The sequence below is a fragment of the Nitrosomonas cryotolerans ATCC 49181 genome, from assembly GCF_900143275.1.
In the GTDB taxonomy this organism is placed as follows: Bacteria; Pseudomonadota; Gammaproteobacteria; order Burkholderiales; family Nitrosomonadaceae; genus Nitrosomonas; species Nitrosomonas cryotolerans.
The window spans coordinates 2,185,536-2,203,572 of record NZ_FSRO01000001.1 but is presented as its reverse complement, the minus strand read 5'-3'; the positions used below and the strand labels follow the sequence as shown (position 1 = coordinate 2,203,572).

The window sequence follows — 18,037 nt, the reverse complement described above, 5'->3', positions numbered from 1 at the left end:
TAGTAGAAAATTTTTGGCGAGGGTTTTAGCAAAAGTTTCGCTTAGAACTGCTTCGTAATATCATCCAAATATTGTGCAAACGCCTGTTTCAGTTCCGGATGCACTAAGGCATATTCTACCGTTGCCTTTAAATATCCGAGCTTGCTGCCGCAATCGAATCGTTTACCATCAAACTCGTAAGCAAATACGGGTTCTTCCTCTAGCAATTTTGCGATCGCATCGGTTAATTGAATCTCACCGCCGGCTCCTTGTCCTGTTTTTTCAAGTAATCCAAAGATTCTGGGAGTCAAGATATAACGACCTACTACGGCCAAATTAGAAGGCGCAGTGCCAACGGCCGGCTTTTCAACAATGGTGCTGATTCTTGATAATCGTTCAGTAACCGGCATACTTGCAACAATGCCATACTTATCAACGCTCTCGTAAGGAACGCGTTCGACCCCGAGTACAGAACTGTAATATTGATTATATATTTTGACCATCTGAGCTAAACAAGAATGATCACGAGATTTTATTAAATCATCAGCCAGGAAAACTGCAAAAGGTTCATCTCCAACGACTGGCCGGGCACATAAAACCGCATGGCCTAGCCCTAATGTTTCAACTTGTCTGATGTAGATGCAACTCACATGGGGTGGCAAGATGTTGTGCACAATATCTAGCCCGTCCTGATTTCCGTGAGCTTCCAGCTCTTTCTCTAATTCATAGGCCTTATCAAAGTGATCCGGAATTGAGCGCTTATGGCGGCCTGTTATAAAAATGAGTACATCCATCCCCGCCGCAACTGCTTCTTCAGCTGCATACTGGATCAAGGGCTTATCTACTATGGGAAGCATCTCTTTTGGACTGGCTTTGGTTGCCGGTAAAAATCGCGTTCCCAATCCTGCGACCGGAAAAACTGCTTTCTTTATCACTTTCATTTGGAAATCCCCTTACTTTTGGTAGATTCATTCCAGCGCTTTGCTTTGAAGTGTTTCAAAATAATTTTTACAGCGTGCATAAAAACCAGATATGCGGATGCGTAATTCAATATGCATCCTTTTTTTGATCCGAATGATGATTTTTTTACTGAAAACAAGGCATCATCAGCATATGGATGATTAATCATACAGGATTTTATGAATAATCCTCTAGCTGAATACGATAGTCTGATAATCGAGTAACGGATCTATGGATCAGATTGATGCGATTGATTGATTAAACTCAGTGATTAATAGTTGACAATATAGTCTATTGCATGGTAAGGGTATTAAGGAGAAGGCAGATCAAAAGACAAAAGACCGATGCTGTGCTGATTGATCTTAGTTCCGACGAGGAGAATATCATCACGATTAAAGATATATTTTCGGCATATAAACGGAAGAATGAACTGAGTAACGATTGCGAAGCCGATCTGTTACGTTCGGAGCTGCTGAGTATTGAACAGCTAAAACGCCATGCCATTATACTGGCCGGGCAGCATCGTATCAATTTTCATCCAAAACCAGATAAATTATTGCCCCGGTTGGCGAATAATGAGCGGGTTTTATTGGCGGCGTACGATATCGTGATGGCTGCTGCCACACAAGGCCAGCGAATCGTGCCGGCAGAAGCCTGGCTACTCGATAATTTCTACCTGATTGAGCAGGAAATCAACTTGGCGCGTCGGCATTTACCGCGCGGGTACAGTCAACAATTACCTCAACTGGCGAATAGTCAATCAATTGGCTACCCCCGTGTCTACGATCTGGCATTAGAATTGATTTCTCACATGGATGGTCGTGTCGACAGTAATAACACAACACAGTTTATCGCCGCTTACCAGACACTCGTACCATTAAATCTAGGCGAATTATGGGCATTCCCCATCATGCTACAGCTGGCGCTACTGGAGAATCTACGTCGCGTTGGATTGTGCATCGCTCATCGGCGTCAGGAGCGCAACGAGGCGGCTGCATGGGCCGATCGTATGCTCATAACGGCTGAAAATGAGCCGAAACAGCTTATTCAGTTGCTCGCTAAGTTTGCTAATACCGATATTCCACTTACTGCCCCATTTGTGGAGGAATTTTACGCGAAACTCCAGGCTCACGAGCCCACCCTGGCATTGATTCAGATCTGGATTGAGCAAAGATTGCTCGAACAAGGCGTGAGTGCAGTACAGTTGTCGGAAGCAGCCAGCCGAACATCCGCGGCCAATCAGATTTCTATTGCAAACAGTATTGGGAGTTTACGCTTTATTGGCGCAATGGACTGGACACGCTATGTGGAATCGCTCAGCATCGTTGAGCAGACATTACGTGAAGATCCGGCAGGAATACACGTTAACCAGGATTTTGCCACTCGTGATCAATATAGACATGTCATCGAGGATATAGCCAGAAGCAGTACATATAGTGAATACAGGGTGGCGCGTGAAGCTATTATGCTCGCACGCGTGGCTGCGGAACGATTAAGCCCCGGTGATCGTACAGCACATGTCGGATACTATCTGATTGATCGCGGGCGGCCATTACTGGAACAAGCAATTGGTTGCCATCCATCCTGGAAAGAACGCGTTAGCCGCACTAGTAGCAATCACCGCCTGTTATTTTATCTTGCTCCTATTTTATTGCTTACCACACTGGTTACAGCGTTCGTGTTCCGTTCTTCCGAGACGTTCCAGATGGATGACTGGCAGTCCTGGTTTCTTGCAGTGACAGCTGTAATCGCCAGTTCGGCGCTGGCTGTATCACTCATGAATTTACTGGCCACGCTGATCTTGCAACCCCGCCTGTTACCCCGGCTGGATTTCTCTCAAGGTGTTCCATCGACCCATCGCACGATAGTAGTTATTCCTACTTTTCTAAGCAAGCCAGAGGAAATTGACAATCTTCTGGAAGCCCTGAAAATTCGTTATTTGGGCAATCGTGACTCTAATCTATTCTTTGCTTTATTGACAGATTTTCGTGATGCACCTGAGTGCATTTTGCCGGATGATGATGCATTGCGCCTTTATGCGCGCGAAGCTGTTGAGGCACTTAACGAAATCTACTGTGATGATCGTCCATGTATTTTCTATCTGTTTCATCGGCCTCGCGTATGGAATCCATATGAACAGTTATGGATGGGGTATGAGCGCAAGCGTGGTAAGTTAGAGCAGTTCAATGCCTTGCTACGCGGAGGAGATCAAACAAAATTCCTGGATATTGTCGGTGATATATCCATCCTCAATTCGATTCAGTACGTTATTACTCTGGATACAGATACACAGTTACCCCGCGATACGGCACGGATGTTGATAGGAAATATAGCGCATCCACTGAATCGACCCATGTACGATATTGAAAAAGGGCGTGTTGTCGAAGGTTACACGATCCTGCAACCGCGTGTTTCGATTAGCCTGGTTAGCGCAAATCAGTCATGGTTTACAAAACTATTTGCGGGTGAATCCGGAGTCGATCCCTATACCCGCGAGGTATCGGATGTTTATCAAGATATTTTTAGAGAAGGCACCTTCATCGGTAAGGGTATCTATGATGTGGATGCTTTTCGTCAAGCCGTTTGCGGGCGCTTTCCAGAAAACCTGATTCTTAGTCATGATTTATTGGAAAGCGGTTATGCACGTTCGGCACTGGTGACCGACGTTGATCTGATTGAGGAGCATCCAGATAGTTACACCGTAGATGCTAGCCGGCGACATCGGTGGATCCGCGGTGATTGGCAACTGGCTGGCTGGTTGGTTCCAAACGTAGGAAAATTATTTGGATTAAAAACGAAGCGGCAACCGAATCCACTGGCGGCTTTATCTATGTGGAAAATTTTTGATAATCTCCGCCGCAGCCTCGTTTCTCCTTCATTACTTACCTTACTGGTAGGAGGATGGCTGCTGAGTATAGAGGAGGCATGGTTCTGGACATTATTAGTTGCGGGCATCGTGTTTTTACCTATTGTATTGGGAACGCTCATTGAGTGTATTCGTAAACCCGAGGAGCAGGATTGGCTGGTGCATTTGAACTTGACAAGAAAATCTGCAGGGCGCCCGGCAACACTTTCTTTTTTGTCATTAGTATTTCTGCCTTACGATACGCTCATCTGCCTGGATGCCATTTTCCGCTCGGGTGTACGAATGCTATTCACGCGCCGGGGATTGTTAATCTGGCACATGCAGTCTTATATAAGTCGTAATGCATGCCGTACATTAACTGATTTTTTCAAAGAAATGTGGATTGCGCCTTTTCTTGCGGTGGTATTGGCGTTCACATTAGGAATTAGTCAGTCAACCGTATTATTTATTTCCACAGCGCCTATTTTGTTACTCTGGTTCGTAGCACCGATTGTCGGTTGGTGGATCAGTATGCCACTGTCATCACCCCTGCCGAACTTAACGTTTGACCAACAGGCATTCTTACGTGCATCGGCTCGACGGACATGGCGCTTCTTCGCAGACTTTGTTGGGCCACAGGATAATTGGTTGCCACCGGATAATTTTCAGGAATATCCCGCGCGGGCTATTGCCTCGCGTACCTCACCGACAAATATCGGCATGGCACTGCTGGCAGACTTGGCTGCATATGATTTGGGCTATATTTCTGCCGGGGAATGCCTGCAGCTTGTTGAGAATACTTTGATTACGATGGAAAAGCTGGAGCGTTACCACGGTCATTTCTATAACTGGTATGACACACGTACGTTGCAACCGCTTTGCCCGCAGTATATTTCTTCGGTGGACAGCGGCAATTTGGCCGGAAGCCTGCTGACTCTACAGGCAGGATTGGCTGAATTAAAGAATCAACCTGTGTTATCTGTGCATGCGTTTCAGGGATTGCAGGATACTTTGCAGGTGCTTGCCGAGCATGTACCTTTATCACCTGCGCCAGATCTGGCTAAACGAATCCAGTTTTTACAGGATAACCTGAGTTCGCTGGCATCAAATAAAGAATGTCCGTCTGTCGCAGTAGCTGATATTTTATTGGAGAAAATGCATCATGCCACGGGAGAATTAGCTGCCTGGCTACCAGCCGATAATGATATTGATGGTGAGCTATATTATTGGGTACAGGCACTCGATCAGCAATCTCTTGCGCTACGCAATGACCTTCATTCTTTAATATCTGAACCCGGATGTTTCAGCAATGTCCCGACATTAGCTGAATTATTTGAAACGCAAGTGATGGATGCGGAAGCATTAATAGTCGATGGAGCAAATACAGCAGCAGCATCTTGCTATAAAAATGTGGTCGAACGACTTGGAGTTATCGACAACCTGATTGATCGTTGCGGGAAACTGGCGGCGATGGATTTTGAATTTCTTTATGATAGATCACGTGGCTTGTTGACGATAGGTTATGATGTAGGTGAACGCCGCCGTGATCCGGCCTGCTATGATTTATTGGCATCTGAAGCACGCTTAGCCAGTTTTTTGCTCATTGCACAAGGGCAATTGCCGCAAAAACACTGGTTTACGCTTGGTCGTTTATTGACAAGTCATGGGGGGGATGTGAGCCTGATTTCGTGGAGTGGCTCGATGTTTGAATATCTTATGCCGCAGCTGATGATGCGAAGCTATGACAACACCCTGTTGGAGCAGACTTGCAAAGCTGCGGTATCACGTCAGATCGAATATGGCCGGCAACGTGCTGTGCCGTGGGGTATTTCCGAATCCTGCTATAACGTAACCGACATGCATCAGGTTTATCAATATCGCGCATTTGGCGTGCCCGGTCTGGGCTTCAAGCGCGGATTGGGAGACGATCTGGTGATCGCGCCTTATGCCAGTGCGTTGGCATTAATGGTCGCCCCGGTGGAAGCCTGCCGTAATTTGCAAATATTGGCTAATCAGGGAGGTAGTGGTATATACGGGTTCTATGAGTCGATTGATTACACGCCGTCGCGTGTCTCTCGAGGAAAAAATCATGCCATTGTGCGTACCTTTATGGCACACCATCAAGGGATGAGTTTGCTTGCTTTTGAACATGTTTTGCTTAACAGCCCGATGCAGCGTCGATTCATGTCTGATCCTCTTGTGCGAGCAACGGAATTACTGTTACAGGAGCGCATACCCAAGAAAGGGGGAACACTACACCCACATGCCGCTGAGGTCAGTGCTGCTGCACGTCCCCCAGTCACGGAAATCGGTGCAATCATGCGGACATTTACCGATCCCGATACCCCGATACCCGAAGTGCATCTACTATCCAATGGTCGGTATCATGTTATGGCAAATAATGCCGGGGGTGGGTATAGCCGCTGGCGTGATCTGGCCGTCACTCGCTGGCGCGAAGATGCTACATCGGACTGCTGGGGTACTTTTATCTACCTACGTGACTGCGATACGGGATATTACTGGTCAGCCGCGCATCAACCAACGTTGCGCCATGCTGATCATTACGAAGCAATCTTTGTACAGGCGCGTGCCGAATACCGACGACGCGATCATATGATCGAGACACATACCGAGATCAGCGTTTCACCTGAAGATGATGTTGAGATTCGTCGTGTTACCCTTACTAATCTCTCTTCGCGTACCCGACGTATTGAAGTGACGAGTTATGCAGAGGTTGTATTGGCATCCTTGAATACTGACCTGGCGCATCGTGCTTTCAGCAATTTATTCGTGCAAACTGAAATTCTATCCGATCAGCAAGCCATCCTCTGCACGCGTCGACGGCGTATGCCAGGAGAGCAGGTACCCTGGATGTTTCATTTACTAGCAGTGCCTGATGCAGCTGCCGGTGAGCCATCATATGAGACCAGTCGTGCTAAATTCATCGGACGATGCCGGACAGTTGGCAATCCTATGATGCTGGATAATGCTGACAGCCGCTCAATATTATCAAATACGGATGGCCCGGTACTCGATCCCATTGTCGCGATTCGCCGCACGGTAAGTTTGTCAGCGGACGAATCCGCGACCGTACAAATCATTTCAGGTGTAGCAGAATCACGTGAAGCAGCCTTGGCTGTGCTTGAGAAATATTGTGATCGCCATTTCGTGGAGCGTGCCTTTGAAATGGCGTGGTTTCAAAGTCAGGAGGTGCTGCGTTATCTTACTGCAACCGAAGCGGATGCACAAACCTATGGTCGCCTGGCCGGTTCAGTTATTTATGCCAGTGCTTTGCGTCGTAGCGCACCTAATATCATCATGCGTAACCAACTTGGACAATCAGGGCTTTGGCGATTTGCTATTTCAGGTGATTTACCGATCGTTTTATTCCGGATCGGTGATCTCAAACGCCTTGATCTGGTAAAACAGATATTGCAGGCTCATGTGTACTGGCGCATGAAGGGTCTGGCTACAGATCTGGTAATCATGAATGAGGATTTTTCGAGTTATCGAGCTGTTTTGCAGGATCAGATCATGGGATTGATCAATGCAGGTCCTGATGCCCCATTTGTCGACAAGCCGGGCGGCGTATTCGTGCGGCGGGCAGAAGAGCTTTCTGAAGAAGAGCGTGTTTTATTTCAGGCTGTTGCTCACGTCATGTTTACTGATGCCACGACAACGCTGCTTGAGCAGGGGAAGCGCGGTATAACACCAGAATGGATGCCAGATCGTCTGGAGCCTTTGCTGCAAACACTAGCTGAGCCGATTCTGCCGTTGCCAGTGCGTGAACGTATTTTTTATAATGGTTTGGGTGGTTTCACGCCAGATGGACGAGAATATGTAATCAGTCTTGAGTCCGGCCAAAATACGCCAGCGCCATGGGTTAATGTTATCGCCAGCCCGCATATTGGTACAGTCGTCAGCGAAAGCGGAAGTGCATATACCTGGGTGGAAAATGCACATGAATTTCGATTGACCACATGGCACAATGACCCACTTAGCGATAGCAGTGGCGAAGCACTCTATATGCGGGATGAGGAAACGGGCGCATTCTGGTCATTATCACCTTTACCTGCCGGTGGTCGATCTGGCTATGTATGCCGACATGGATTTGGGTATAGCGTATTCGAGCATTATGAGGCTGGTATTTCTTCGGAACTGTATACCTATGTTGCAATGGATGCACCGGTGAAATTTCTAGTAATCAAGCTGCGTAATCATTCGAAGCGCCCTCGTCGACTATCGCTGACGGGGTATTGGGAGCTGGTACTTGGAGAATGGCGGCACAGCAATTCGATGCATATCGTGACTGAGATAGATCCGCACAGCGGGGCACTGCTTGCGCATAATACTTATGGTCGTGAGTGCGCCAATCGAACTGTTTTTGTACAAGTTAGCAAGCGCGAGCGCACGATGACCGGGAATCGTACGGAATTTATTGGCCGCAATGGGTCGTTGGCTGATCCGGCGGCCATGCATCGCAAGCATTTATCGGGCAAGGTTGGCGCAGGTCTTGATCCCTGTGCTGCAATACAAACACCGGTCGAACTGGCTAGCGGGCAAGAAAGCGAGATCGTGTTTGTGTTCGGCGCAGCTGGCAACATCAGTGAAGTGCAGCATTTTATTCAGCGATTCAGCGGACAAACTGGTGCAAGGGAGGCATTAGAAACGGTGTGGGCACACTGGAATCATGTTTTGGGCGCGGTGTATGTGGAGACACCTGATAGGGCGCTAGATGTTTTAGTTAATGGCTGGTTGGTTTACCAGACACTGTCCTGTCGGATTTGGGGACGTAGCGGATATTATCAGTCTGGCGGTGCTTACGGTTTTCGCGATCAATTACAAGATACTCTTGCACTGAACCATACGACACCATGGCTTATCCGCGAGCAACTGATTCGCTGTGCTGGACGACAATTCATCCAGGGAGATGTACAGCACTGGTGGCATCCACCGGGTGGACAAGGTGTACGTACACACTTTTCCGATGATTATTTATGGTTGCCATATGCGACCTGTCGTTATGTGCTGGCAACGGGTGATACGGGCGTGCTTGAAGAACCCATACATTTTCTGGAAGGTCGTGAGCTGTATCCGGAGGAGGAAGCTTATTACGATCAACCGCAACGTTCAGCTGAGATGGCAAGTCTCTATGAGCATTGTGTTCGCTCAATCAAACATGGCTTGAAATTTGGCAAACATCAGCTGCCGCTTATGGGTTGTGGTGACTGGAATGATGGAATGAATCTTGTCGGCCGCAATGGCAGGGGGGAAAGCATCTGGCTGGCATGGTTTCTATATGAGAATCTGCAACTATTTGCAGAGCTGGCTCGGAGTCGAAATGATGAGGTTTTCGCTAAAGTTTGTATTGAACAAGCGGAATTACTGCGTAATAACATTGAAGCCAATGCCTGGGATGGTGGTTGGTATCGACGCGCCTATTTCGATGATGGTACACCGTTGGGGTCATCCAGCAACGACGAATGTCGAATTGATTCAATCAGCCAGAGCTGGGCGGTCATTTCGGGTGGCGGCAATCCCGCGAGAGCCCGTCAGGCAATGAAGGCAGTGGATCAATATTTGGTGCGACGCGATATGCGGCTGATTCAACTGCTTACACCCCCTTTCGATCAGTCAGATCTTGAACCTGGTTACATCAAGGGTTATGTGCCCGGTGTTCGCGAGAATGGAGGGCAATATACGCATGCGGCGATCTGGGCCACGATGGCATTTGCCATGATAGGTGAGAGAAAGCAAGCATGGGAAATGTTTGCTATGCTCAACCCCATCAACCGTGGTAGTCAATCAGCGGATATCGATCGCTACAAGGTTGAACCCTATGTCATGTGTGCGGATATTTATGCCACTTCACCCTATGCAGGACGAGGTGGCTGGACTTGGTACACTGGCGCGGCTGGTTGGATGTATCAACTGGCTGTGGAAACACTCTTGGGTCTGCATCTGGAAGTAGATCATCTACGTGTTACGCCTCGCATTCCAGCCCACTGGAAAACGTACAAAGTCCACTATCGCTATCGTGAAACCTTTTATCACATCACAATTAATCGTATCGATACAGAGCGAAAGCAAGGAATCCGTGTAACGATGAATGGTGTCATAATAAGTGAAGGAGGTGTAGATGAGACAGGGCAGGTGCAGGCTGTGATTCCGCTTGTGGATGATTGTCAAGAACATCATGTCCAATTGAGTTTGCGTTAGAAACAGTGATGAATACACTCATGGTTGACTTTAACCTGACAGATCGTTTGATCTAACCGATCACTGCCAGGTCAGGCCTCAGTTAGTACAAATTATGCCGTGTTTCACTGCGATTCATCGAGAAATACGCTATGAGACAATAGACAAAAACTTCTGGCGAGGCTTTTGCTACTTCAACCAATGTTAATCCCCTGTCTTTAGGAAATCTGCGGATTGTATTCGAAATTCCTGGTTGCATCCTTTGCGGGATAATTTTCCCATCTTTTGTCTTTCATGAAAGCCAGCATACCGTAATGTGATGAGTATTTCTCTAGAAAAGGCGACTACCAAAATTCTCATAATAAAGCTGATCAATCTCATTTTGGCTAAACTGATGGTTTTGCCCTCCACGCTGCGCAATTTTCAATGCGCCCAGCAATGATCCAAGTTGCCCTGTAGTTTGCCAATCCAAATTATTAGCAATTCCATAGAGTAAACCTGCACGATAGGCATCACCACAACCCGTTGGGTCAATTAATTCCTTAGCTTTAACACACGGAATCTCGATTTGTTTGCCGTTCGTGTATATAACCGATCCTTGCGAACCCATCGTCACAACAAGCGCCTTGGTTTCATTTGCCAAAGATTTGATAGTACGCCCGGTGCGTTCTTGTAGTAGCTGTCCTTCATAATCATTAACTGCGATGTAATCAGCCTGATTAATAAATTCAATCAGCTCTGCACCATTAAACATGGGAAGACCTTGGCCAGGATCAAACATAAATGGGACGCCTGCCTCATGAAATTCACGTGCATGCTTGATCATGCCGTCGCGCCCATCAGGGGCTATGATACCCAGATCAACATCCGCTACATCTATTACGGAGTTTAAATGTGAAAAATTCATAGCACCAGGGTGAAATGCCGTAATTTGATTATCATCCAAATCGGTAGTGATGAAAGCCTGTGCAGTGAATGTATTACTTACATGATGAATATGATCTTGTGATAATTTTAATTTTTCTATCTGGTGAGCATAAGGTTGGAAATCATCGCCCACTGTCGCCATTATGAGAGGATTTCCTCCAATCATTCCCAGATTGTAGGCAATATTACCCGCACAGCCACCAAATTCCCTACGCATTTCTGGAACGAGAAAAGAAACATTCAGTACATGAATTTTTTCTGGCAGGATGTGATGTTTAAAATGATCCTGAAACACCATAATGGTGTCATAGGCGATAGAACCGCAAATAAGTGTATGCATAATTTTTTATAAGCAAGAACTAGCTTGCGTATTTTATCAGTGGATACAGATATAAAATATTCAAGCTAGGAAACTATGTCAGTTGTAAAAGTATATAGTTGATTTAAAGAGCGAACTGTATTGATATCTGATCATGGCTTCCAGGTCAGATCGAGCTCTCGAGCGGCTTTGACATCATCCAGTTTGCGTATTGGCATCGTATGAGGCGCGCTTTTCATCATATCCGGCTGCTCTTGAATCTCAACTAGAATTTCCTTCATGGCGACAACAAAGGCATCCAGCGTTTCCTTGGATTCGGTTTCGGCAGGTTCAATCAGGAGACACTCCGGTACCAGCATTGGAAAATAGGTGGTGGGAGCATGATAGCCCTTATCGAGTAATCGTTTGGCCAGATTCATGGCTGTCACACCCGTTTTGTCTTTGATATCTTTCAGGGTAACAATGAATTCGTGGCTGGCCCGGCGAGTAGGATATGCGATCTCAAAACCTGCTTTGCGTAATTCTGCCATTAGATAATTAGCATTAAGTGTAGCGAATTCGGCAACCCGGTGCATTCCATCCACACCCAATAAGCGGATATAGATATAAGCCCGTAATAACACACCTGCGTTACCCATGTGCGCAGACAATCTACCGATAGATTGTGGTTTTTCCTTCTCGGTTATCCAACGATAAACGCCTTCTTCATGAGTGACAATTGGTATCGGTATAAATGGCAGCAAGCGTTCCGCAACGCCAACTGGCGCAGATCCAGGGCCACCCCCGCCATGCGGCGTTGAGAAAGTCTTGTGTAGATTAATATGAATAACGTCAAAGCCCATATCACCGGGTTTAACTTTACCCAGTAACGCATTTAGATTAGCACCATCGTAGTATAGCAAGCCGCCTGCTTGATGAACAATCCTGCTCATCTCGCTGATGTTTTTTTCAAAGACGCCGAGTGTAGAAGGATTTGTCAACATTAATCCCGCAGTTTTTGGTCCTACGGCCGCTTTTAATGCAGCCAAATCTACGTTGCCTTCTTTATCGGTTGAAATTTCTACTACCTTGTACCCACACATAACCGCCGTAGCTGGATTGGTGCCATGTGCAGCATCTGGTACAATAATTTCGGTACGCTCTAGGTCTCCCCTGGACTCATGGTAGGCACGTATCATCATGACCCCGATGAGTTCGCCTTGTGCTCCAGCCATGGGAGTAAGGCTTACGCCTGCCATCCCGGTTATATTTTTCAGAGTTTCTTGTAATTCATATAAGCAGGCTAAAAAACCCTGACCAGTATCTTCTGGCGCTAGTGGATGTCGTGCCAGAAATTGTGGCAACATGGCCAATGCATTACATGCACGCGGATTGTATTTCATTGTGCATGATCCCAGTGGATAGAATTCTGTGTCTATCGAGAAATTCTTTTGCGATAACCGGGTGTAATGACGTACCGTATCCATTTCCGATACTTCTGGCAGGAGTGGGGGGGTTTTACGTAACAGGTTTTCTGGAATTTTCTCTGTTTTTGCTGTAGTCGTTGGGGACTGGGAATAATTACGCCGCCCTGGGCGGGAGTGTTCAAATATCAACATGGTTATTAAGTGGTATGTGTTATTTATTGTAAGGCAGCCAAAGCGGCATCATAATTTGGTTCATCTTTAATTTCTGAGACTAACTCTGCATGGATCACGCTGTCAGATTCATCGAGTATGATGACTGCGCGCGCTGTGATGCCAGCAAAAGGACTGTCAGTAATGGCAACACCATAATCACGCATAAAGTTTGCTCCGCGCATGGTAGATAGTGGTATCACTTGATCTAGATTTTCTGTATCACAGAAACGACTCATGGCAAAAGGTAAATCTGCGGCAATGATTAAAACAACGGTATTGTGCATATTACTGGCCTTTTCATTAAATTTGCGTGTGGAAATAGCGCAAACAGGAGTGTCCAGGCTGGGTACAATATTAAGCACTTTTCTTTTGCCCGCAAAATCGGCTAATGTAATATTTTCCAGATTTCTATTAACCAGAGAGAAAGGAGGGGCCTTTTCTCCTATCTTGGGGAAAATCCCATCAATCTTAATTGGGTTGCCTGCAAGCGTGACCATAGTATTTCCTTAATTAAAAATGGCTCTATATAATAAAATTACAGGTATATAAGCTAAAGATGTGGTTTATTGGTTTAAGGCTTGCCCGAGTTGCGCTACGAATGTCTTTAAATCATCCGAAGTTTTCGTCTCAGTTACGCATACGAGCATGGCATTTCCGATTTCTGGGTAAAATTCCTGTAAATCCAATCCAGCCAGTATTCCTTTTTCCTTCATGGTCTGTAAAACACTTTTGGCTGGGATCGGCAGCGATACAGCGACTTCGTGGAATAGCGATTCACTGAAAATCCGTTTAACGCCGGGCAATTTCTCCATTTGCGTCACAAGTTCCAAGGTATTAGCATGAGATTGCGCTGCTATTCGACGCAATCCTTCAGGACCAAGCAAGGACATATAAATGGTCGCTGCTGTGACCATCAAACCTTGATTAGTACAGATATTGGATGTTGCTTTAGAGCGGCGTATATGTTGTTCACGTGCTTGTAGCGTGAGCACAAAGCCAGGCTTATTGTCTAAATCATTGGTACGACCAATAATACGTCCGGGTATTTGCCGCACTAATGCATTCTTACACGCCATGAAACCAAAATAAGGACCGCCACTGGAAAGTGGAATACCTAACGGCTGGCCTTCACCTACGGCTATATCTGCGCCTTTACTTCCCCATTCACCAGGGGGGGTCAGCATTGCCAATGTTACCGGGTTAACGACACCAATAGCGAATGCATTCTTACTATGTGCCCAATCGGTAAGGGCGTCAACTTGCTCTAATACACCAAAGAAATTAGGCTGTGGAATGACCAATGCCGCGAATTCTTCCTTAGAAAAAGCCTCAAGAGATTCAGGTAGCGTTTGCCCTGATTGGGGGCAATATGGTAATTCCACTACTTCTATCTGTTGATTTTTGACAATGGCACGGACAACACTACGATAAACAGGATGTATGGTTTTAGGTATTAAAATGCGTCGTGATGTTTTATGCGACCGTACTGCCATTAACGCGGCTTCAGCCAGTGCAGAAGCGCCGTCATACATACTGGCATTGGATATATCCATGCCGGTAAGCGATGCCATCATGGTCTGGTATTCATACAGCAGTTGCAATGTTCCTTGGCTGGCTTCCGCTTGATAGGGCGTATAGGAGGAATAAAATTCTCCCCGTGTGGTAATTTGCCATACCGCAGCAGGTATATGGTGCTCATATGCGCCGGCACCAATAAAGTTAAGATAGAAACCGTCCTTTTGGGCGCGTCCCATCATCAGCCGAGAAATTTCCATTTCACTTAATCCGGGCGGCACTTTTTCTAACCGACCACTTTTTAAATCTTCTGGAATCTCGTCGAAAAGCTCTTCAATTGTATTTGCACCGATGCTTGTGAGCATCTCAGCAATATCTTCATCGGTATGAGGAATAAACGGCATGGTTTGTTTTAATAGATCTTATGGTAATGAAATATAGAAATCAGAAAGTCTGGAACACGTAATACTTTCAGCGGGAGTGAAACAATAAATATGAGTTCATTTGTTCAATGATCTTCACTCTTCAATAATGCCTCATATTTTACTGAGTCAAGCAGTTCTTCCAATTCAGCAGGATTCGTGGGTTTTAGTTTAAATAGCCATGCAGTATAGGCATCCTGATTAATTTTCTCGGGTTCCGATTCAAGCTCGGAATTAACGGCAATTACTTCTCCTGTTATAGGTGCATACACGTCAGCCGCAGCTTTTACGGATTCAGCCACTGCGCATTCCTCTCTTTGAGCAAGATTACGTCCAATCTGTGGCAGTTCGAGAAAGACCATGTCACCCAATAACTCTTGAGCATGGTGGGTAACGCCAATCGTTACCGTACCATCATTTTCAGGTTTTACCCATTCATGAGATTTGGTATATTTAAGATGTGTTGGGATATTCATTTTTTTCACTCCAGAATTAGATAATATTTCGCTACGGCTTCAGAATTAGACCAGAATTTTTCCATTGCGTACGAATGGATATTTTACCACTTTGGCGCGCAGCTTCTTGTCTCGTATTATCACATTCACCTCATCTTCGATTGAAACTTGTAAAGGAAGACGTGCCAATGCGATTGATTGATTAATTGTTGGCGAAAAACCACCACTGGTAATTTCACCTTCAAGCATATTGTTGTCGTGCTGCGCACTGACTTTTTGATGGCTGCGAAGTATGCCTCGATCTAACAGTAAGAGGCCGACCAATTGCTGTGTCGCGGGTTTTTCCAGCAGTGCTTGCTTACCAATGAAATCACGTTCGCTATTCAGGTCAATCGTCCAGCCCAAACCAGACTCTATTGGATTAGTCGTTTCATCCATGTCCTGGCCATAAAGATTCATGCCTGCCTCAAGTCGTAGCGTGTCACGTGCTCCCAGTCCCACGGGTGCCACCCCCGCAGTATGCAAAGCCTCCCAGAAAGCAGTCGCATCGGCTGCAGGCAAGATAATTTCGAAACCATCCTCACCGGTATAACCGGTCCGGGCAATAAAATAGTCACCTAAAATTGTTGATTGAAACAGCTTTAAAGTTTCTGTTGCTGACTGGGAATCCGGGATAGTCTGCCAAACCTTGGCGCGCGCATGCGGACCCTGGACGGCTATCATCGCTAGATCACGGCGCGGTATAATATCTAAATCCGGACTCAATTCATTCCGCTGCGCCTCTATCCAGCTGATATCTTTTTCGGCAGTTCCTGCATTTACAACAATACGAAACCAGGATTCAGATAGGAAATAGATGATGAGATCATCAATTACACCCCCTTGCGTGTTGAGCATGCAAGAATAAAGTGCTTTACCTGGTAGCGTGAGCTTATCGATATTATTGGCAACAAGTCGACGTAAAAAATGACGAGCCTGTTCACCTCGAAGGTCTATTGACAGCATGTGTGATACATCAAACATGCCTGCATCACTACGTACTTTATGGTGTTCATCTAATTGCGAGCCGTAATGCAACGGCATATCCCAGCCACCAAAATTCACCATCTTAGCATTCATGCTACGGTGAGTTTGATTAAGGGGGGTCATTTTCAACACGGATAGTTCTCCCGATAATAAAAAAGTAAGTCAACTAAGGTGACTCCGCCCCTCTGTCCTTTTACCTGAGAGATTTACGGATGAACGATTATCCGTGTGCCCCTTCGGTGGTCAAAAATTATTTGACACTCTCCAGATTGCCTGTCACAAACGGTTTTCAGGGAATAAGACTGGTTTAACCTTGCCTGAGCGGTTCCGGGGGGTTACGCCTTCGGCGGCGCCAAATAAAGCTAGCGCACTCTCCTGTTTGGACATGAAATGGCTGATTGCGGACTATACCCTAGCAGTAGTGGTTAAGACAAGATGCTGTACTGAATCGGCGGGTCAATTTAATCGGTGAATCGCTTTATCAGTAAAGTTTTCTGCTTGCATGTGAGTACATTAGGAGCTGTGAACCAAAATGTATTTACTGCATGGATATTTAACGAGACTTTTGCAAAAGCCCTCGCAAGAAGTTTTAGACTGTTGATTATAAAAGGTTGGTTTTTCAACTATTGGGATTTTGTAAAGGTCTCGCATAGTTTCAACATGATACCCAATATACGTTGGTATATGACATTACTTCTAGGTGAGAGCGGTTCTAGTTCCTTTAGATAATCAGCCGAAATAAGATTCTGACCTGACCAAAGATAACTTCACCATAGCGTTTTATACTTGCTTGTCGATATAATTCATTTCCATCCATTTTCTAACTCGATTAGCGTCACCGATGCGAGTGTTTTTGCCCCAGGAATTCAGCAGGATAATGATAATGGGTTTGCCTGTGATCTTTGCTTGCATTACCAAGCAGCGTCCGGCTTCATTCAAAAAGCCTGTTTTAGATATCGCAATTTGCCAATTTTCACTACGAACCAGGCTGTTGGAATTTATAAATTGTAGCTTATCATTCTTATTTTCTGGCACTACCGTATGCTGAGTAGTGGTGGAGAGTTCACAAATGAGATTATAGCTATATGCAGCAGCAACCAACTTTACCAGATCGCGTGCGGTGGAAATATTTTCACTACTTAATCCGGTGGGTTCTATAAAACGGCTATCAATCATTCCAAGTGAGCGTGCCTTTTTATTCATAGCCTCAACAAAAGCGCTAATTCCACCTGGATACGTGCGTCCTAGTGCTGCTGCTGCACGATTTTCGGAAGACATAAGTGCTATGCGTAGTAATTCATGACGTGTCAGCGTACTTCCTATTTGTAGACGTGAACGTGTATTTTTTAGTGTATCGGCATCAGCAGAATCGATGTTGATTTTTTCGTTGAGCGGGAGTCGTGCATCGAGGATAACCATTGCTGTTACTAATTTAGTGATCGAAGCGATCGGCATGATATTGTCTGCATTTTTGCTATAGACGACATGATTATTTTGTATATCGAAAATCATTGCGGCATGAGATTTGAGATCGGGGCCGTTTTGTTGCGCGAAGACATTGCTGGTAAAAACAAGGATAAAAAAAAATATGGGAATTACTGATTTCATTTTTTCTCCGATTGAAAAAGATTATCGCTCATCTTTATTTTTTGTATTGATTAAAATAGCCAGTATCAGGGAAAATCAGAATTAACTTTAATTTTATTAGCTCGGTAGGCAATAGTATATATCGAGCTTGTGGCAGTCTGAAGGATGTAATATGAGTTGTTGCT

The 18,037-nt window shown here is 45.7% G+C and carries 9 protein-coding genes and 1 riboswitch; of the genes, 1 reads left to right on the top strand and 8 read right to left on the bottom strand.

Annotated features, from left to right (window positions below; all coding sequences use genetic code 11):
• Positions 1-41 precede the first annotated feature (41 nt).
• Positions 42-920, bottom strand: a complete 879-nt coding sequence (gene galU, locus BUQ89_RS09825) for a UTP--glucose-1-phosphate uridylyltransferase GalU (RefSeq protein ID WP_028461812.1) — start codon at positions 918-920, stop codon at positions 42-44.
• A gap of 368 nt (positions 921-1,288) precedes the next feature.
• On the opposite strand from galU, the gene BUQ89_RS09815 reads away from it, so the two are divergent.
• Positions 1,289-10,003, top strand: a complete 8,715-nt coding sequence (locus BUQ89_RS09815; protein WP_245812977.1) for a glycoside hydrolase family 94 protein — start codon at positions 1,289-1,291, stop codon at positions 10,001-10,003.
• A gap of 310 nt (positions 10,004-10,313) precedes the next feature.
• Here BUQ89_RS09815 and BUQ89_RS09810 read toward each other — a convergent pair whose 3' ends face one another.
• The 7 genes from BUQ89_RS09810 to pbpG all read right to left on the bottom strand — a co-directional run bounded on the left by BUQ89_RS09810 (position 10,314) and on the right by pbpG (position 17,873).
• Complete coding sequence (locus BUQ89_RS09810) at positions 10,314-11,249, bottom strand: carbohydrate kinase family protein (protein ID WP_028461815.1); 936 nt, start codon at positions 11,247-11,249, stop codon at positions 10,314-10,316.
• Positions 11,250-11,380: 131 nt separating this feature from the next.
• Positions 11,381-12,826 carry an aminomethyl-transferring glycine dehydrogenase subunit GcvPB gene (gcvPB, locus tag BUQ89_RS09805; protein ID WP_028461816.1) on the bottom strand — a complete coding sequence of 482 codons (1,446 nt, stop codon included), beginning with the start codon at positions 12,824-12,826 and terminating at the stop codon, positions 11,381-11,383.
• Between the two features lie 23 nt (positions 12,827-12,849).
• The gene (tpx, locus tag BUQ89_RS09800) at positions 12,850-13,344 is read right to left on the bottom strand and encodes a thiol peroxidase (protein ID WP_028461817.1); all 495 of its coding nucleotides are present in this window, start codon (positions 13,342-13,344) and stop codon (positions 12,850-12,852) included.
• 66 nt (positions 13,345-13,410) lie between these two features.
• Positions 13,411-14,766: an aminomethyl-transferring glycine dehydrogenase subunit GcvPA gene (gene gcvPA / locus BUQ89_RS09795; protein ID WP_028461818.1), complete on the bottom strand. Its 1,356-nt coding sequence runs from the start codon at positions 14,764-14,766 to the stop codon at positions 13,411-13,413.
• Between the two features lie 104 nt (positions 14,767-14,870).
• Positions 14,871-15,260, bottom strand: coding sequence for a glycine cleavage system protein GcvH (gene gcvH / locus BUQ89_RS09790; protein WP_028461819.1), 390 nt, complete (start codon positions 15,258-15,260; stop codon positions 14,871-14,873).
• Between the two features lie 45 nt (positions 15,261-15,305).
• Positions 15,306-16,397, bottom strand: a complete 1,092-nt coding sequence (gene gcvT / locus BUQ89_RS09785; RefSeq protein ID WP_028461820.1) for a glycine cleavage system aminomethyltransferase GcvT — start codon at positions 16,395-16,397, stop codon at positions 15,306-15,308.
• 43 nt (positions 16,398-16,440) lie between these two features.
• Positions 16,441-16,543: riboswitch (glycine riboswitch) on the bottom strand.
• 502 nt (positions 16,544-17,045) lie between these two features.
• Positions 17,046-17,873: a D-alanyl-D-alanine endopeptidase gene (pbpG, locus tag BUQ89_RS09780; protein ID WP_028461821.1), complete on the bottom strand. Its 828-nt coding sequence runs from the start codon at positions 17,871-17,873 to the stop codon at positions 17,046-17,048.
• Between the last annotated feature and the right edge of the window lie 164 nt (positions 17,874-18,037).